Genomic DNA, 17,648 nt, shown 5'->3' with positions numbered 1-17,648 from the left:
CGCGGCGGCCACCCGTGATCAGCTCTCGTTGACCAGAAGTGCCGGCCTGTTCGGGTGATCGGCCCTGACCACGACGTCGGCGGCCTGCTGAGGTCGCGTCTCCCGCTCGTACCGCTCGTACGCGGGCAGCCGCCACAGCTCGTCCTCGGCCGTCCCGCGCCCCAGCGCCCCCGCCGACAGCCACACGTGCACGGTCAGCTCGAACGCCAGCCCCCGCCCCAGCAGCAGCGTCCCGTCCACGATCACCACCCCTCCCGGGGGCAGCTCCTGGTACGGCGCCCGGTACGCCCGATCGACGCGGCTGTCCCAGAGCCGCGGCAGCACCTGCCCGGAGCCGCCCGGGTCCAGAGGCTCCAGGACCTCCCTCGTGAGCGCCTTGGCGTCGAGCCAGTCCTCGTAGAAGGCGTCCGGGTCGGTCCTGCCGTGCTCCAGCCGCAGCGACGCGGGCCGCAGGAAGTCGCCCGCCGACACCCGCAGCACGGGCCGCCCGCGCAGCCGCAGCGGCGCGACGAGCTCGTCGGCCAGCGCCCCGGGACGCGCGGCCGGCGCGCCGTCCACGGCCACCCGCACCCACCCCTGGCGCGCGGCGACCCTCTCGGCCAGTTCCTCGACGAGGGCGTCACGGGAGATCGGTCGCCAGCGCATGCCTAGGCGCGCAGCCCCGCCACGAACCGGTGCATGGCCCCCGCCACGTCCTTGAGCACCTGGGCCGAGCCGACCGGGTCGCCGAAGATCTCCATGCCGTGGTCGGCGTCCGGCACCTCGAGGTACGGGTGCCCCAAACCCCGTGCGACCTCTCCGTCCCACACCTTGTCGGCCGTCCCGCCCACCAGCAGCGTGGGAGCCTCGCTCCGCCGCAGCGCCCCGGCGACGGAGTCGACGGTGAGCAACGGCGTGAGCCAGATGGCGGGCAGACGCCGTTCGGCGGCGACGGGTGCGGCGAGCGTGCCGAGCGACTTGCCCACCAGGAGCACCTGACCGGCGCTCTCGGCCGCCACCGCCTCCCGTGCCCGCTCGATGACCCATGCCTGGCGTTCGGCCAGGTCGTCCCCCGCGGGCGGCTCCCACCAGACCTCCTGCACGGTCCAGCCGTGCTGCGCGAGCACCACGCGGGCGAAGTGGAGAAGGGGGCGGGCCGGCACGTACGCGGCACCCGGCAGGAGCACGGCCACCCGCTCAGGGTCGCCCTCGTGCCGCGTGGGGACCCCGAAGACCGTCTCTGGCACCATTCCCCGGAGTATAGGGCTCTTGTACTGTGCCGCCATGAAAGATCTTGGTCGTCAGATCGCGTACTGGGACACCGTCGGAGCCGAGAAGACGTTCACTCATCCGGTGAACCTCGACTGGCTGGCGACCGTGAGCCGGGAGGCGCGGATCCTCGACTACGGCTGCGGCTACGGCCGCGTCATGGCCGAGCTGAGCGGGCACGGCTTCTCCGACGTGTCCGGCGTGGACCTGTCGCCCGCTCTGATCGCCCGTGGCCGACAGTCACACCCTGACCTGCGTCTCGCGGTGCTGGACTCGCCGCCCAGCCTGCCGTACTCGCCGGCGAGCTTCGACGCCGTGCTGCTGTTCGCGGTGCTGACGTGCATTCCCGACGACGAGGCACAGCGGGCGCTCATCGCCGAACTCATCCGCGTCCTGGCACCCGGCGGGCTCCTCTACATCAGCGACATGGTGCTCCAGGACGACGAGCGGAACCGGGACCGCTATGCCGCCTATGCCCAGCGGTTCAGGACCCCGTACGGGGTGTTCGCCACCGATGACGGCGCGGTGGTGCGACACCATGACATAGCCGAGCTACACACCCTTCTGCGTGATTTCGGCCTCCTGGAAGAGCGCAGGATCTCCGTGGTCACGATGAACGGTCACCCGTCGCAAGCCGTGCAACTGCTGGCCCGCAAACGGTGATCCGGATCGGAACCTCAACATTGCGATTGGTCTGCCAGGATGCGTTCCAGGGTTCGCTGACCCATCTGACTCATGGGCGGATTGGTTTCCAGGTAGTACCAGACGAGGCCCATCGCCTGTTCGAAGGCCCACGCCTTGCCTCGCTCCCATTCAAGGTCGTCGCACGCGAGGTCTTGGCGGAGCACCTGCCGCGGCCCGGCCTCGAGCAGATGCCACGCACTCACAAGATCCAGAGCAGGGTCAGCCGGCCCGAAGCCGCCGACATCAAGAATCCCAGCCAGCCGACCAGCGGAAACCAGCACGTTTCCGGGAATGAGGTCACTGTGAGTCATCACGTCGGCGGATGTGCGCGGCAGACTTCGAAGATTTGTCCATATCTGGCGAAACCGGCGAACGTCCAGGAGTTGTTCGCTGTGCTTGAAACACGTCTCCATCCACGCGTCATGGGATTGCAGGTCGCCTCCCCGGCCTTTGCCGGCAAACGTGCGGCCACGTGTATCGATTGCGCGCAGGCCGTTGATGAGATCAGCCAGGTCGTGGGCGAACGCGACCGACTCGCTCGGGTCCTCGTCGGTGGCCACCGCGCCGGACAGCCACATCTGCACCGACCACGGGAGCGGGTATCCCGCGCCGGGCTCACCGAGCGCGACGGGCTCGGGCGTGGGGAACCGCGTGCGACCTGCCAGCTCGCGGGCTGCTTCGGCTTCGGCCCGCAGCCAGCGCCGAGTTGAGTCGACGTGCCCGGCCTGTAGAGGGAACCGTGCTGCGAAGCGGTCGCCGATGCGGAAAATGGCGTTGACCGTCCCATGAGCGGCGACGCCTGCGATCGGCAGGCTCCGCCACTCAGGGAACTGTTCATCCACCAATGTGCGTACCGTCTCCGGTGACACCGTCAGCTGGTCGGCGTGCATCTTCACGCCGGAAGCGTTCCGCGTCTCAGCCTTCTCCTGCAACGCCTTTTCGCCGTAAGGCGGCAGTCGGCACGCCGTGAACGCACCCCCACCTCGTCTCCCTGGTCCGCGCCGGAGCGCGTTTGCGCGCGGCAGACTGATCGTGCGAGAACCACCGACAGCGCCGCCAGGGCGGCCTGATGCCACCAGCAAGCCACGGAAGGGGCCAGGTACAGCGATGATCGCGCGGACATGGCGAGGATGGGCCTCGAAAGCCACAGCCGACGACTACCAGCACCACTACAGAACCGAGGTAGCCGAACACCTCCAGCAAGTCCCCGGCTTCTGCGGTGCCCGCCTGCTCCGCCACCACGACGGCGACGAGGTGATGTTCACCTCCATCACATTCTTCACCAGCATGGACGACGTACGCGCGTTCGCCGGCGAGGACCCCGAGCAAGCCGTGGTCGAAGAGACAGCCCGCCGCGCTCTGACCCGATGGGACGAACGCGTCACCCACCACGAGGTCACCATCGACCTACGCGGCGACGACCACTGATTCGATCCGCCCATACCGCGGCCACCTACGATGCTGCCCCCGGAGCCGGAGATCCACGCGGAGGCCGGTCTTGGATGTGACCCGTATGAGGCGCTCCTCCAGCGGGCGGCACTGATCTACCAGCACGCCACGCAGGACTGCGACCAGGCCATCGCACAGGCGCTCGGCAAGGCGCTGAACGGGGCACGGAAGGAGCATGGAAAAAGGGCATCGGGCACGGAAGATCGGGAAGAAGTAGCGGAGATCACGAAGGCCAGGTCGCCTCATGGGGCTGACCTGGCCTTTCGCCTGTGGAGCGGACGACGGGAATCGAACCCGCGTAGCTAGTTTGGAAGACTAGGGCTCTACCATTGAGCTACGTCCGCGCGAACCGGTCGAACTCTGGTCTAGACTTCATCCGGTCGTCAGGGCGTAAGCGTACCGGAGTCCCGGAGCGTATGCGCACTCGGCGAGGCGGGGCGTGGCGCAGCTTGGCAGCGCGCTTGCTTTGGGAGCAAGAAGTCGCAGGTTCAAATCCTGTCGCCCCGACCAGCTCAACGGCCCCTTCCGATCTGGAAGGGGCCTTTTGATGGGCTGAATGCGGTTGTCGTGGAAATCCGGCGGCGAATCACCGGTAGGCGGACGCCTGGAGGTCGTACAGGCGGGCGTACCGGCCCGCGAGCTCCATGAGCTCCGCGTGCGTGCCGCACTCGGTGATCCGCCCGCCGTCCAGCACGACGATCAGGTCGGCCATCCGGATGGTGGCGAAGCGGTGTGAGACCAGCAGGGTGATCCCGCCGGTCGCCTGCTGCCACTCCTTGGCCGCCTCCGCGTACCGCTGGTAGACCTCGTACTCGCCGGCCGCGTCGAGTGCGGCTGTCGGCTCGTCGAGCACCGCCAGGAGCGGCGTGGGGCGCATGAACGCCCGTGACAGGGCGATCTTCTGCCACTGGCCGCCGGAGAGCTCGACGCCGTCTCCCAGGGCCTTGCCGAGCCGGGTCTCCTCCCCCTCCGGCAGGCGGGCGAAGACCTGGGCGGCGCCGCCCCTCTCGGCGGCCTCCGCGATCTCGTGGATCCTGCGCAGGTCGCCCAGGAGGCGGCGCTTGGGGGATGCGGGCACAGCTCGGACCTTATCGGCGATCCAGCCGCTCCAGGGTGTCCGCGGAGCCGTCAGCCCGTCAGTGTGAGCGGGTTGACCAGGTCGGCGTAGACCAGCAGGCCCGCCATGATCATCATGACGAACGCGATCGCGTACGTCAGCGGCAGCACCTTGGCGATGTCCACGTAACCGGGCTCCGGCCGTCGCATGATCTTCGCGTACGCCCGCTTGAGTGCCTCCCACAGCCCGCCGGCGATGTGGCCGCCGTCCAGCGGCAGCAGCGGGATGAGGTTGAACATGCCGATCGCCAGGTTGAAGCCGGCCAGCAGGTTGACGAAGATGGCGATCTTCTTCTCGTTGGAGAGCTGGTCGGAGGCGAGGATCTCGCCGCCCATGCGGCCCGCGCCGACGACGCCGACCGGGCCCTCGGGGTCGCGCTTCTCGCCCGAGAAGGCCGCGTGCCAGACGCCGACCATCTTCTGCGGCAGGTTGATGATCGAGCCGGCCACCCGGCCCGTCAGCTCGCCCATGTAGCCGAGCACCTGGCCGATGCTCTGCTGCTGCATGACCTCGGTCGGCAGGACGCCGAGGAAGCCGACGTTCTTGTCGATCTTCTGCGGGTCCTGGAGGTTGGGCCGGTCCTGGGCGATGAGCGTGACGTTGAGCGTCATCGCCTTGCCGTCGCGGACGATGCCGAGCGCGACGGGGCCGGGGCCGTGGGAGCGGATCAGGCGCGTGGCGTCGTCCCACGAGTTGATCTTCTGGCCGTCGAAGGAGACCATGCGGTCGCCGGGCTTCATGCCCGCCTGGGCGGCCGGCGTGGGTCTGTCGGTGGGCTTGCACGCGTTGCGCTGCTCGGACATCGGGATCACGCACGTGTGGGTCTGGGGCGACACGATCGGCGCCCAGGTGGGCAGGCCGATGCCGACCAGCAGGATGCTGAAGAAGATGAACGAGAGCACGAAGTTCATCGCCGGTCCGCCGGACATGATGATGACCTTCTGCCACCACTTCTTCCGGTAGAAGACCCGGTCCTCGTCGCCCGGGCGGACCTCCTCCTGCGCGGCGTCGCGGGCCGACTCGATGAGGCCCTGGAACGGCCCCGTCGAGGTGCTCCTGAGCTTGCCGGGGTCGTCGCCAGGGCGTGGCGGGAGCATGCCGATCATCCGGATGTAGCCGCCGAGCGGGATCCACTTGATGCCGTACTCGGTCTCGCCCTTCCGCCGCGACCAGGCCGTGGCGCCGAAGCCGACCATGTACTGGGTCACCCTCACCCCGAAGATCTTGGCGGGCACCAGGTGGCCGATCTCGTGCAAGGCGATGGAGAACATCAGCCCGAGCAGGAAGATGACGATCCCCACGAGATAGAGCCAGTTCATCTATGCGCGCTCCGTAGCCGACGACAGGGGGCGGACGAAGGTCCGACAGCCCCAGGGTAGTCGAACGGGCCGCCTGTCACGGCTCTGCGCCTTTTACGGCATCAAACCTATGGCCGCCAGATCAGCACGAGCGCGCAGTCGTCGTTGTGCCCCGAGGCCATGGCGTTCACCAGCGCCCTCGCGCCGTCGCGGAACCCCGAGGGCAGCAGCCGCTCCGCCTCCCCGAGCAGCCGGTCGAGCCCCGCGTCGATGTCGCGGCCCGGCTGCTCGATCAGCCCGTCGGTGAACAGCAGCAGCGCGTCGCCCTTGCGCAGGGTGCCGCTGTCGGGCTCGCAGTGCAGATCGGGCACCACGCCGAGCACCACGCCCTTGGCCGAGGCGACCTGCCAGTTTCCGGTGCCCGCGTCGAACTTCACCACCGGCGGATGCCCGGCGGAGGTGATCGTGTAGTCGCCGGTGTCGAGGTCGAGGCGGAGATGGACCGCGGTCACGAACCCCTCGTCGCCCCGCTGCCGGTGTAGGTACGTGTTGCACGCGGGCAGGAAGTCGTCGACCGACCCCAGCAGCCCGCCGAACGTGCCCGACAGCAGCAGCGCCCTGGTGCCCGCGTCGACCCCCTTGCCGGACACGTCGACCAGCGCGATCTCGACGGAGTTGCCGTCACGCATGGAGACCAGGAAGTCGCCGCCGAACGAGGAGCCGCCCGCCTGCTTGAGCACCACCTTGGCGCCCCAGTCCTTGGGCATCGGGGGCAGCTCGCCCTGCCTCTTGAGCCGGTCGCGCAGCTCCAGCAGCATCGCGTCGCCACGCAGCCCCTGAACGCCCAGCTTGCCCCTGGTGCGGGCCATCAGCAGGGCGAGCACCGTGGTGAACCCGACCGTCACCATGAGCCCCAGCCCGATGCGCGCCACGCCCAGCGTGATCGCGATGTAGCCGAGCGCGAGCCCGACCGCCACCAGCAGCTTGATCAGGCTGCGCAGCCGGAGCTGGAGCCCGCCGACCAGCGTGACCAGGATGAGCAGCGACGGCGAGAACCACTCGGTCGAGACCTTCGCCGCCAGGAACCCGATGACCAGCGCCAGCGTGGCCAGCGTGATGAGCAGGTTGCGGTCACGGGCCAACGGTCCGCGACGGACGAACCGCACAGCAGCCACCAGAAAGGGCACCCGCGCCAGGACCGCACGGACCCGTGGCGGGATCAGCGGCGCCGGACGGGAACTCATGATGGCCCTGACTGTATCGGTCTGACCCGTGTTTGGGCAGCCCACTTGACCAATGCCTTGATCATTAAGCACGGATATTGGGTGGCTCTACCCCTTTGCCCGCTCCTACCGTGGACGAATGACGTACCCGATCCGTCCGATTGACGAATCCGAGTGGCCGGCGTACACGCGGGTGCTCGATGAAGGGTTCAACTTCAGGCCACACCCGCAGCAGGCGGAGCGGTGGAAGGCCCAGACCGAGTTCGACCGCACTCTGGCGGCCTTCGACGGCGACCTGGCCGTGGGGGTCGCCGCCGTCATGAGCTTCACCATGACGGTGCCCGGAGGCCGGCTGCCCGTCGCGGGCGTGACGAGCGTCGGCGTGCTGCCCTCGCACCGCCGCCGCGGCGTCCTGTCCGCGCTGATGCGCAGGCAGCTCGCCGACATCCGTGAGCGCGGCGAGAGCGTGGCCGCCCTGTCCGCTTCCGAGGCGGGCATCTACGGCAGGTACGGCTACGGCCGTGCCTCACAGAGCCTGTTGTTCCGCATCGACAAGACCCGCTCCGCATTCGTCGGGAACGCTCCGGCGGACCCGTCGCTCCGGATGCGGGTGGCCGAGCCGGCCGACGTACGCGCGGACCTGGAGACGTTGTTCGTCTCCGTGGCGGCCCGGCGGCCTGGACGCTACGACCGCGGGCCCTCGATCTGGGACGACGTCCTGGCCGACGAGGACGCCGACCAGCGCGGGGACGGGCCGCTGCGCTGCCTCCTCGCCGAGGACGGCGGCGGCCCGCGCGGCTACGCGCTGTTCCGCGTCAAGGGGAGCTGGGACGCCGACGGCATCCCCGCCGGACAGCTGAAGCTGACGGAGCTGGAGGCGACCGACCCGGCGGCCTACGCACTGCTCTGGCGCGGCGTCCTTGACCGCGACCTGGTCTCCACGGTCGATTCGGGCGCCAGACCGGTGGACGACCCCCTGATCGCGCTCCTCGCCGACCAGCGCCAGCTCCGCGCGCGAGTGTTCGACGAGCTGTGGGTACGCCTCGTGGAGGTCGACAAGGCGCTGACCTCGCGCGCCTATTCGGCGGCCGTGGACGTGGTGATCGAGGTCGAGGACGAGGTGTGCCCGTGGAACGCGGGGCGCTGGCGGCTCACCGCCGACCCGACGGGCTCGGAGTGCAAGCCGGTCGAGGACGAGCCGGACGTGACGCTGCCGGTGGCCGCGCTCGGCTCGGCGTACCTGGGCGCCGGCATGCTCACCGAGTCGCTGGAGGCCGGCCTGCTCCGCGAGCGCTCCACCGGCTCGGTGCGCGCGCTGGCCACCGCGATGTCATGGAGCCCGAAACCGTGGGCGGGTCTGGTGTTCTGACGTAGAGTCGAACGCATGGCACTGCAGAGCCTGCCGATCACCGCGACCATCGCCATGCGCGCCCGCGACGTGTCCAGGCCGTCGACGGAGCAGCAGGAGGCCGCCGACCGGCGGCCCCTGCGCGACGAGATGCCCAAGCGCGACGCCAAGCGCAAGGGTTAGGGCATCGAGGGCAGCTGGCCGATCGTCTCGTACGTGGTCAGCTGCGCGATGCGCCTGCTGTGCCGCTCGCTGCCGGAGAAGGTCGTGGCCAGGAAGACCTCGACGAACCTGGTGGCCTCCTCGACGGAGTGCATGCGCGCGCCGACGCTGACCACGTTGGCGTTGTTGTGCTCGCGGGCCAGCTTGGCCGTCTCCTCGCTCCAGGCCAGGGCCGCGCGGATGCCGCGTACCTTGTTGGCGGCGATCTGCTCGCCGTTGCCCGAGCCGCCGATCACCACCCCCAGGCTCGCGGGGTCGCCCGCGACGCCCTCGGCCGCGCGCAGCACGAACGCCGGATAGTCGTCCTCGGGGTCGTAGACGAAAGGACCGCAGTCGGTCACCTCGTGACCGTGGTCCTTGAGCCAGGACACGAGGTGGTTCTTGAGCTCATAGCCGGCATGGTCGGCACCGATGTAGACACGCACCCGCCCAGTCTTCCACAGGCCCCGCCGATGGCACTCGCTGGCTAGAGTAAGGACCCCGAGCGTTGTCCACTCCTTACGAAAGCAGAGACCCATGCGTGAGATCCGCGTCATCGGCGATCCGGTGCTGCGCACGCCCGCCGATCCGGTGACGGACTTCGACCGCGAGCTGCGCCGGCTGATCGACGAGATGTTCCAGGCCATGTACGCGGTCAACGGCGTGGGCCTGGCCGGCCCCCAGATCGGCGTGTCGCGGCGGCTGTTCGTGTACGACATCGCCGGCCGCAAGGGCCACGTGATCAACCCCGTGCTCACCGTCGACGACGACGAAGAGGTGCTGGACGAGGAGGGCTGCCTGTCCGTCCCCGACCGCCAGACGCGCCAGCCGATCTACGCCCCGGTCGGGCGGGCGGCGGGCGTGACCGTCGAGGGCGTCGACAGGCTCCAGCGCCCGGTACGGATCAAGGCCCGCGGCTCGCTGGCACGCTGCTTCCAGCACGAGACCGAGCACCTGGACGGCAAGCTGTACGTCGATCGCCTGCCACGAAACGAGGCGCGCAAGATCATGCTCAGAGCATAGGTTGGGCGAATGAGCATACTTTCCGGCAAAGGCGCATTGGTCACAGGGGGATCCAGAGGCATCGGCAGGGCCATCGTCGAGCGGCTCACCGCCGAGGGAGCAGAGGTGGTCTTCTGCTACGAGCGCTCGGCGGAGGCCGCCGAGCAGGTCGCCAAGGAGACGGGCGCGCACGCCGTACAGGCGGATCTGGGCAGCAAGGAGGATCTGGCGCGGCTGTTCGGGGAGGCCGAGTCGCGGCTGCCCGGGCTCGACATCCTGGTCAACAACGCCGTCGCCATGCTCGGGCAGAAGCCCATGGCGGAGGTCACGGACGAGGAGTACGAGCGGGTGTTCGCGGTCAACACCCGCGCGGTCTACCTCGCCATGCAGTGGGCCGCGCAGGTGATGCGCGACGGCGGGCGCATCGTCAACATCTCGACGCTCAACACCCAGGTGCCCGCGCCGGCCCTGACGCTCTACTGCGGCAGCAAGGGGGCCGTCGAGCAGTTCACCAAGGTGGCGGCGCGGGAGCTCGGCGTGCGGGGGATCACCGTCAACGCGGTCTCGTCCGGCGCCACCGACACCGATCTGCTGCGCGGCACCAATCCGCCGGAGGCGCTGGCGCAGACCGCGGCGCTCACGGCGCTGCAGCGGCTCGGGCAGCCCGACGACATCGCGTCCGTGGTCGCCTTCCTGGCCGGGCCCGACTCGCGCTGGATCACCGGCCAGAACCTGACCGCCAGCGGCGGCCTGCTCGTCTGACCGTCCCCGGGCGCGCCCTGCCCACCACAACGGCGGTGGTCAGAGCTGCAGGGCCTTGGTCTCGAGGTACTCCTCCAGGCCCTGCTCGCCCAGCTCGCGCCCCACCCCCGACTGCTTGTAGCCGCCGAACGGCGCCAGAGGGTTGAACCGGCCGCCGTTGATGGACACCTGCCCCGTCCGCAGCCGCCGGGCGACCGCGACCGCGCGCTCCTCGGTGCCCGACCAGACGGCTCCGGCCAGGCCGTACTTCGTGCCGTTGGCGATCTGGACGGCGACGTCCTCGGTCGTGTACGGGATCAGCGAGAGCACGGGCCCGAAGATCTCCTCCTGCTCGATCGTCATCCCGGGCTCCACCGCCGCGAACACCGTGGGCTCGACGTAGTAGCCGCGGTCGTGCGGCCGCTCGGTGCCCCCTGCCACCAGCCTCGCGCCCTCCTCCTGGCCCCGGTTGACATAGCGGACCACGCGGTCGCGCTGGGTGGCGGAGACCAGCGGGCCGATCCTGGTCGACTCGTCGAACGGGTCGCCGACGCGGTAACCGCGCGCCGCCTCGACGGCCAGCCCGACGGCCTCGTCGTACTGGTCGCGGTGGACGATCATGCGGGTCCACGCCGAGCAGGTCTGGCCGGCGTTGACGAAGCAGTTGGCCACGCCGACCTTGACGGCCAGCGCCAGATCGGCGTCGGGGAGGATGATGTTCGCCGACTTGCCCCCGAGCTCGAGCGCGACCCGCTTGACGGACTCGGCGGCCAGCGCGGCCACCCTGCGGCCGGCGGCGGTCGAGCCGGTGAAGGAGACCATGTCCACCTCGGGATGGGCGGCCATGGCCTCGCCGATGACCGGGCCACGCCCGCTGACCAGGTTGAACACGCCCGGGGGCAGCCCCACCTCGGCGAAGATCTCCGCCAGCGCGTACGCCGCCAGCGGCGCCACCTCGCTCGGCTTGAGCACCACGGTGCAGCCCGCGGCCAGCGCGGGGGCCACCTTGCACACGATCTGGTGCAGCGGGTAGTTCCACGGGGTGATCGCCGCCACCACCCCGATCGGCTCCTTGACCACCAGCGAGTTGCCGACGCGCGATTCGCGGGGGTGGCTCTCGGCCAGCTCGGCGTAGGAGGACAGCACGGTGGCCGGCATGAGCGTCTGCACCTTGAGCGCGAAGCCCAGCGGCGCCCCCATGTCGGTCGCGATGGTCTTGGCGATCTCCTCGGAGCGCTGCTTCAGCAGCTCGGCGGCGGCGCCGAGGAGCTTGCCGCGCTCCGAGGCGGCCAGGTCGGCCCAGCTGGGGAAGGCTCTCCTGGCAGCTGCCACGGCGACCTCGACATCGTCGGGGGACCCCGCGGGCACCCGGTCGATGATCTCTTCCGTGGCCGGGTTGACGACCTCGATGAACTCGTCCGACGCGGAAGCGGTCCAGGAGCCGCCGATGTACAGCTGACGCATACCCACCATCCTGTCAGCACGTCAGGACGCGGCGTAAGGTCTCGCCCCGATCAAGGGAGAAGACTCTTACACCGCAAGCAGCGTTCTTCCGTCAGCGTACGATGATTGACCCCGGAAATGAGATGATCAGTCGAATTGCGGGCGCTTTGTCCGGCTGCGCTTCAGCTCGAAGAAGTCGTCGAAGGACGTGACGGCCAGCACGCCGTCCCAGAGCTTGCCCGCGTCCTCACCCCGGATGATCTTGGTGATCACGGGACCGAAGAAGGCGTTGTCGCCGACGCGGATGACCGGCGTGCCGACCTCCTGGCCGACGAGGTCGATGCCCTCGTTGTGCGAGGCGCGGATGGCCTCGTCCCACTCCTCGGATTCGGCGGCGTCGGCGAGCTCCTTCTCGAGTCCGGCGGCCTCGAGCGCGCGCTCCCTGACCTCCCGCAGGCGCTCCGGCTCCTTGCTCAGGCCCTCGTTGTGGAGGAGGGTGCCGAGCTCGGTGTAGAGCCGGCCGATGACCTGCTCCCCGTGCTTGGCCGCGGCCGCGGCCACCACACGGACGTTGCCCATGGCACGCCTGGTCGACTCTCGGTACTCGTCGGGGATGTCCTTGTCCTCGTTCAGCACGAAGAGGGACATGATGCGCCAGCGCGGCTCAATGGGGCGTACCTTCTCGACTTCGAGAAGCCACCGTGACGTCACCCATGCGAAGGGGCAGGCAGGATCGAACCACAGGTCCACGGGAATCTTTTCAGTCACGTGGGGCCATAACCTGAGGTGGACCAAGGCATATTCCCATCACGGGTACATACCGGCAAACTTCGATGAAGTGGTGAAAAGGAGCGCAACTTGGCAGGCAACCTGACCCGGGACGAGGCTCGTGAGCGTGCCCGGCTGTTGAAGGTCGAGTCGTACGAGGTGGCACTCGACCTGACGGAGGGAGACGAGCGCTTCGAGAGCGTCACGACGGTCCGCTTCACCAGCAGCCACCCGGGCTCGTCCACCTTCATCGACCTGCACGGCGCCAACGTACGCAAGGTCACGCTCAACGGCGAGGACCTCGACGTGTCCGCGTACGACGCCGACAAGGGGCGCTTCCCGCTCCCCGCGCTGGCCGAGTCCAACGAGTTGCGCGTGGACGCCGACTGCAGCTACATGCGCACCGGCGAGGGCCTGCACCGCTTCGTGGACCCCGTGGACAAGAAGGTCTACCTGCACAGCCAGTTCGAGACGGCCGACGCGCACCGCATGTACGCCTGTTTCGACCAGCCCGACCTCAAGGCCACGTTCCAGCTCACCGTGCTGGCCCCCGCCGACTGGGAGGTCGTCTCCAACGCCGCCGCCTCCAAGGTCGCGGAGCTGCCCGAGCAGAGCGGCAAGCACGGCACGGTGCCGGCGGCCAGGCGGTGGGAGTTCCCGCCCACCGCGGTCATCTCCACCTATATCACCGCGCTCGTGGCCGGGCCGTACCACAAGGTGACCTCGGAGCACGACGGCATCCCGCTGGGGATCTACTGCCGCGCCTCGCTGGCCGAGCACCTCGACCCCGAGAACATCCTGGAGGTCACCCGGCAGGGATTCGACTTCTTCCACCGGGTGTTCGGGGTGCGCTACCCGTTCGGGAAGTACGACCAGTGCTTCGTGCCCGAGTTCAACGCCGGCGCCATGGAGAACGCGGGCTGTGTCACGTTCCTGGAGGACTACGTCTTCCGCTCCAGGGTCACCGACGCGGTGGTCGAGCGGCGCGCGGAGACGATCCTGCACGAGATGGCGCACATGTGGTTCGGCGACCTCGTCACCATGCGCTGGTGGGACGACCTGTGGCTGAACGAGTCGTTCGCCACCTACATGTCCATCCTCGCCCAGGCCGAGGCCACGAGGTGGGGCAAGGGCGCCTGGACCACGTTCGCGAACGTGGAGAAGTCCTGGGCCTACCGCCAGGACCAGCTCCCCTCGACCCACCCCATCTCCGCGGACATCCCGGACATGCAGGCGGTCGAGGTCAACTTCGACGGCATCACGTACGCCAAGGGCGCCTCGGTGCTCAAGCAGCTCGTCGCCTACGTCGGGCTGGACAACTTCCTGGCCGGCGTACGTGACTACTTCGCCGAGCACGCCTGGGGCAACACCGAGCTGAAGGACCTGCTCAACGCCCTGGAGCGGACCTCCGGTCGCGACCTGTCGTCCTGGTCGAAGGAGTGGCTGGAGACGTCCTGGGTGAACACGCTGCGCCCCTCGTTCGAGGTGTCCGGCGGCCGGTTCACCAGCTTCGAGGTGCTGCAGGAGGCGCCCGCCGAGCACCCGACGCTCCGCTCGCACCGGGTCGCGATCGGCCTGTACTCGCTGGTGGACGGCGAGCTGAAGCGGACCAAGCGGGTCGAGCTGGACGTGGTCGGCGCCCGTACGAGCGTGACGCAGCTGGTCGGCGAGGAGCAGCCGGACCTGGTGCTGCTCAACGACGACGACCTGACGTACGCGAAGATCCGCCTCGACGAGCGGTCGATGCGGACGCTGGTCGACGGCGGCATCACGGCGTTCACCGAGTCGCTGCCGCGGGCCCTGTGCTGGTCGGCGGCCTGGGACATGACCCGCGACGGCGAGATGGCCACCCGCGACTACGTCAAGCTGGTCACCTCGGGCGCCGGCACGCTCAAGGACATCACGGTCCTGCAGGCGGTGCTGCGCCAGGCGCGCCTGGCCGTGCAGCAGTACGCCGACCCCGCCTGGGAGTCCGAGGGCCTGGCGCTGCTGGCCTCGGAGCTGCGCTCGCTGCTCGGCTCGGCCGCTCCCGGCTCCGACCAGCAGCTCGCGTTCCTGCAGGCGTTCGCGCCGGTGGCCGTCTCCGAGGGGGACCTCGACCTGCTGCAGCGCATCCTGGACGGCTCCGAGGTCCCCGAGGGGCTCAGCGTGGACGCCGACCTGCGCTGGACGCTCACGGGCGCGCTGGTCTCCGGCGGCCGGCTGGGCGAGGCCGACATCGACGCCGAGCTGGAGCGGGACCCTACGGCGAAGGGTGAGCGGTCGGCGGCGCTGTGCCGGGCCGCGATCCCGACGGCCGAGGCCAAGGCCGCCGCCTGGGAGCGGGTCGTGGGCGGCAAGCTGGCCAACCACATCGCGCGCACGACGATCGCGGGGTTCCAGGACCCGCTCCACCCCGAGCTGCTGGAGCCGTACCGGGAGAAGTACTTCGCCGAGGTGGGGCGCATCTACCGGGAGTGGACGTTCGACCAGGCGTCGACGTTCGCGGTGGGGTGCTTCCCCGCGCTGCTGATCGAGCCGGAGACGGTGAAGGCGGCCGAGGACTACCTGGCGGCCGAGCAGCCGCCGCAGGCTCTGCGGCGGCTCATCCTGGAGGGCGCCGACGGCGTCAGCCGGGCCCTGCGCAACCGGGAGAAGGACGCCGCCTCCGCCTGACGCGCCGCTTTCACGGGCCCCCGGCACCGGCGGGGGCCCTCGCGCCCGGGAGAGGGTTCAAAGAGTTGACGATGGCAGCTGAGGTGCGATGTTAGCCTCGATACCGTGCTAGGCGCCGGGACCACCCTCAATGATCGCTACGTGCTCGCCGGCCGCCTGGGCGGCGGCGGCATGGGCGAGGTTTGGCGTGCCGACGACACGGTCCTCGGGCGCGCGGTGGCGGTCAAGGTGCTCATGCCCGCGCTGAGCGAGAGCCCGACGTTCACCCAGCGGTTCCAGAACGAAGCCCGTGCCATGGCCACCCTCCGGCACCCGGGCGTGGTGGACGTCTACGACTACGGCGTCTGCGAGGTCGAGGGCCGCCAGGTGAGCTTCCTGGTCATGGAGTACATCCAGGGCGAGTCGCTCGACCGCGTCCTGCGGCGCGGCCCGCTCGGATCCGCGGCCACCATGCGGCTGATCGCGGAGGTCGGCGACGCGCTGGCCGCGGCGCACGCGCAGGGCATCGTCCACCGCGACGTCAAGCCGGCCAACCTCATGGTCAGGCTCGACGGCAGCGTGGTGCTCACCGACTTCGGCATCGCGCACTCGGTCTCGGCCGGCCACCTGACTGCCACGGGCACGATGCTCTGCTCGGCCGGCTACTGCGCTCCGGAGATGGCCACGGCCAGCGACGTGACGCCCGCGGTCGACGTCTACGCCCTCGGGGTGGTGGCGTACGAGTGCCTGACGGGGCAGCTCCCGTTCCAGGGCGACACGCCCGTACAGATCATCTTCAAGCACCTCAACTCCCCCGTGCCGCGCCTGCCCGACGACGTGCCTCCCGGGCCGCGTCAGGTGGTGTCGCGGGCGCTGGAGAAGACACCCGACCGGCGCTGGATGACGGCCACGCTGATGTCGGAGGCCGCGCGCAAGGCGCTGGCCGCTCCGGAGACGCCGCCCACGCCGCGCGGCCGCCGCACGATGCGGGCGCTGCTCACCATGGCCGCCGCCGTGGTGGTGTCGGCGGCCGTGGCGGGCTCGGTCTGGCTGCGGCCCGCGCAGCCGACGACCAGCGAGGAGGTGCCGTCGCCCGCGGACTCCACCGTGGCCACCGTCTCCCCGCTGCCGCCGTCGAACGCCGCCCGGCCCGTCACCACGCCTCCGGCCAGGCGCGTCCCCACGTCCAAGCCGACCCGGGCCACGCACGTGCCGAGCCCCAGCGCCACGGTGAGCACGACCCCGACCAGGACGCCCACCCCCACGCCGACCACCTCGGAGCCCGACAAGCCGACCGAGCAGCCGACGACGCCCGGCCCCGAGGAGCCGCCCCCGACCGTCGAACCCACGGTCAGCGGCCCGCCGGGGGAGATCCAGTGCATCCGTTCCCCGTGCCCCGGGTGAGATCCGGCGGATAACGGACCGCTCGCCGGCCATGAGAGAGTCGTCGGGTGGACTCGACTCGTGACCTGTTCGTCGCCCTTGCCCGCCGCTACGCCTTCGCCGACCTCGGAGCGCTCGCGCCGGTCGCGGAGGTCGCCGAGGTGTGCGAGTTCGGCCACCGGCTGCTCTCACTCGACGCGGAGGACTTCGCGGCCGAGGCCAAGGGCGTCCCGGCCGACCTGCGGCGGCGTGCGCGGGCGTGCCACATGCCGCAGACGCCGCGCGAGCAGCCCCGCGGGGCGCTCGACTCGCTGCGGCCCGCGTACGGCCTGCTGCTCGAGGTGATCGCCGTACGGTGGCACCGGCGCGAGCTGAGCCCGATGATCGCCGCGGTCCACATCGCCAGCGAATACCTGCCGCTGCTGGCCTTCGAGCCCCACCTCGGCCACGCCGGCGACCCCGCCCGCTGGCCCGACGGGCTGAGCGCGCCGGGGAGCCGCTTCGGCGTGATCGGCGATCGGGAGTGCGACCACACCAAGTCCGAGCAGTCCGCCACCAACCGGACGCTGCGCGTGTCGACGGAGCCGGGCGAGGGCTGGCGCGCGTACTTCGACCGGCAGCACAGCCAGGTGGCCGGAGCGCTCGCCGTCTGCGTCGCCACCTGCCGCAACCCGTGCACGGCCATGGACTGGATCCCGCCCGTGCCGCGCGCCGACCTCCAGGTCCGCGCCCGCACGGCTCTCACCTTCGCCGACACCCCGCTCGTGCGGTTGCGGCACGCGGCTCCGGTGGGGCACGGGTTCGGGGTGCCGTCGCAGGAGGAGGTGCTCGACGCCTGGGAGCGCAGCCGCGCCGCGCTCGACAAGAACGCCGTCGGGGCCTCGGCCCTCAAGGACGACGGGTTCCCGCTGCCTGGGCTGCCCGCGCTCTTCTCGGCCGTCGCGGGCGCGCCGATCGAACCGGCGACGCTGCTGCGCGGGGTCAGCGAGCACATCGTGAAGCTGCTCGACCGCCCCTGACCGGCCCCGCCCGGCACTTCCACGCCTGTCGCCGTCCGTCCATGGGGATGCGCGAGCAAGGGGCCCGGTGCCGCCTCGCGCGGGGCTTAC

Annotated in this window: 18 protein-coding genes and 2 tRNA genes; 10 read left to right on the top strand and 10 right to left on the bottom strand. The window is 70.2% G+C overall.

The genetic code is table 11. The features are described from left to right. Positions 1-18: 18 nt before the first annotated feature. Entirely contained in the window at positions 19-645 is a 627-nt protein-coding gene (locus AB0H84_RS42700; protein ID WP_357617721.1) for a uridine kinase, read from the bottom strand. Positions 646-647: 2 nt separating this feature from the next. Next, on the bottom strand, positions 648-1,229 hold the full coding sequence (locus AB0H84_RS42695) for a hypothetical protein (RefSeq protein ID WP_357617720.1): 582 nt from the start codon (positions 1,227-1,229) through the stop codon (positions 648-650). A 34-nt stretch (positions 1,230-1,263) separates the two neighbouring features. On the opposite strand from AB0H84_RS42695, the gene AB0H84_RS42690 reads away from it, so the two are divergent. Then, positions 1,264-1,911 carry a class I SAM-dependent methyltransferase gene (locus AB0H84_RS42690; RefSeq protein ID WP_357617718.1) on the top strand — a complete coding sequence of 216 codons (648 nt, stop codon included), beginning with the start codon at positions 1,264-1,266 and terminating at the stop codon, positions 1,909-1,911. A gap of 14 nt (positions 1,912-1,925) precedes the next feature. On the opposite strand, the gene AB0H84_RS42685 is transcribed toward AB0H84_RS42690, so the two are convergent. Further along, a complete protein-coding gene (locus AB0H84_RS42685; RefSeq protein WP_357617745.1) occupies positions 1,926-2,822 on the bottom strand; it encodes an aminoglycoside phosphotransferase family protein in 897 nt (298 codons plus the stop codon). 217 nt (positions 2,823-3,039) lie between these two features. On the opposite strand from AB0H84_RS42685, the gene AB0H84_RS42680 reads away from it, so the two are divergent. After that, positions 3,040-3,360, top strand: a complete 321-nt coding sequence (locus AB0H84_RS42680) for an antibiotic biosynthesis monooxygenase (RefSeq protein WP_357617716.1) — start codon at positions 3,040-3,042, stop codon at positions 3,358-3,360. A 291-nt stretch (positions 3,361-3,651) separates the two neighbouring features. Here AB0H84_RS42680 and AB0H84_RS42675 read toward each other — a convergent pair. Beyond that, a tRNA-Gly gene (locus AB0H84_RS42675) sits at positions 3,652-3,725 on the bottom strand. Between the two features lie 89 nt (positions 3,726-3,814). Between AB0H84_RS42675 and AB0H84_RS42670 the strand changes: the two genes are divergently transcribed. Further along, positions 3,815-3,891, top strand: a tRNA-Pro gene (locus AB0H84_RS42670). A gap of 76 nt (positions 3,892-3,967) precedes the next feature. Here AB0H84_RS42670 and AB0H84_RS42665 read toward each other — a convergent pair. From AB0H84_RS42665 to AB0H84_RS42655, 3 genes are all read right to left on the bottom strand, one after another. Further along, positions 3,968-4,459 (bottom strand): ATP-binding cassette domain-containing protein, encoded by a 492-nt coding sequence (locus AB0H84_RS42665; protein WP_357617714.1) that lies wholly within the window; start codon positions 4,457-4,459, stop codon positions 3,968-3,970. Between the two features lie 50 nt (positions 4,460-4,509). Beyond that, on the bottom strand, positions 4,510-5,817 hold the full coding sequence (locus AB0H84_RS42660) for a site-2 protease family protein (protein WP_357617712.1): 1,308 nt from the start codon (positions 5,815-5,817) through the stop codon (positions 4,510-4,512). Positions 5,818-5,924: 107 nt separating this feature from the next. Continuing rightward, positions 5,925-7,040 (bottom strand): PP2C family protein-serine/threonine phosphatase, encoded by a 1,116-nt coding sequence (locus AB0H84_RS42655; protein WP_357617710.1) that lies wholly within the window; start codon positions 7,038-7,040, stop codon positions 5,925-5,927. Between the two features lie 118 nt (positions 7,041-7,158). On the opposite strand from AB0H84_RS42655, the gene AB0H84_RS42650 reads away from it, so the two are divergent. After that, complete coding sequence (locus tag AB0H84_RS42650; RefSeq protein WP_357617709.1) at positions 7,159-8,388, top strand: GNAT family N-acetyltransferase; 1,230 nt, start codon at positions 7,159-7,161, stop codon at positions 8,386-8,388. A 15-nt stretch (positions 8,389-8,403) separates the two neighbouring features. Beyond that, positions 8,404-8,550 (top strand): hypothetical protein, encoded by a 147-nt coding sequence (locus tag AB0H84_RS42645; protein ID WP_357617707.1) that lies wholly within the window; start codon positions 8,404-8,406, stop codon positions 8,548-8,550. Here AB0H84_RS42645 and AB0H84_RS42640 read toward each other — a convergent pair. Further along, positions 8,547-9,014 carry a ribose-5-phosphate isomerase gene (locus AB0H84_RS42640; protein ID WP_357617705.1) on the bottom strand — a complete coding sequence of 156 codons (468 nt, stop codon included), beginning with the start codon at positions 9,012-9,014 and terminating at the stop codon, positions 8,547-8,549. The two genes, AB0H84_RS42645 and AB0H84_RS42640, sit on opposite strands and share 4 nt — an antisense overlap. 91 nt (positions 9,015-9,105) lie before the next feature. On the opposite strand from AB0H84_RS42640, the gene def reads away from it, so the two are divergent. Together def and AB0H84_RS42630 are read left to right on the top strand one after the other, a co-directional pair. Further along, positions 9,106-9,591, top strand: a complete 486-nt coding sequence (def, locus tag AB0H84_RS42635) for a peptide deformylase (protein WP_357617703.1) — start codon at positions 9,106-9,108, stop codon at positions 9,589-9,591. A gap of 9 nt (positions 9,592-9,600) precedes the next feature. Then, positions 9,601-10,332: an SDR family oxidoreductase gene (locus AB0H84_RS42630; protein ID WP_357617701.1), complete on the top strand. Its 732-nt coding sequence runs from the start codon at positions 9,601-9,603 to the stop codon at positions 10,330-10,332. Between the two features lie 39 nt (positions 10,333-10,371). Here AB0H84_RS42630 and AB0H84_RS42625 read toward each other — a convergent pair whose 3' ends face one another. Continuing rightward, positions 10,372-11,775: an aldehyde dehydrogenase family protein gene (locus AB0H84_RS42625; protein ID WP_357617699.1), complete on the bottom strand. Its 1,404-nt coding sequence runs from the start codon at positions 11,773-11,775 to the stop codon at positions 10,372-10,374. A 126-nt stretch (positions 11,776-11,901) separates the two neighbouring features. Beyond that, entirely contained in the window at positions 11,902-12,522 is a 621-nt protein-coding gene (locus AB0H84_RS42620; protein WP_357617697.1) for a disulfide bond formation protein DsbA, read from the bottom strand. A gap of 90 nt (positions 12,523-12,612) precedes the next feature. On the opposite strand from AB0H84_RS42620, the gene pepN reads away from it, so the two are divergent. The 3 genes from pepN (at position 12,613) to AB0H84_RS42605 (ending at position 17,558) form a co-directional block, all read left to right on the top strand. After that, positions 12,613-15,177, top strand: a complete 2,565-nt coding sequence (gene pepN / locus AB0H84_RS42615; protein WP_357617695.1) for an aminopeptidase N — start codon at positions 12,613-12,615, stop codon at positions 15,175-15,177. Positions 15,178-15,282: 105 nt separating this feature from the next. Further along, positions 15,283-16,560, top strand: coding sequence for a protein kinase (locus tag AB0H84_RS42610; RefSeq protein ID WP_357617693.1), 1,278 nt, complete (start codon positions 15,283-15,285; stop codon positions 16,558-16,560). A gap of 47 nt (positions 16,561-16,607) precedes the next feature. After that, positions 16,608-17,558, top strand: a complete 951-nt coding sequence (locus AB0H84_RS42605) for a hypothetical protein (RefSeq protein WP_357617691.1) — start codon at positions 16,608-16,610, stop codon at positions 17,556-17,558. The last annotated feature ends 90 nt before the right edge of the window (positions 17,559-17,648 follow it).

It is taken from the genome of Nonomuraea sp. NPDC050786 (genome assembly GCF_040654115.1).
In the GTDB taxonomy this organism is placed as follows: Bacteria; Actinomycetota; Actinomycetes; order Streptosporangiales; family Streptosporangiaceae; genus Nonomuraea.
The sequence above is the reverse complement of the archived record's forward strand: the minus strand, read 5'-3'. Positions and strand labels throughout refer to the sequence as shown.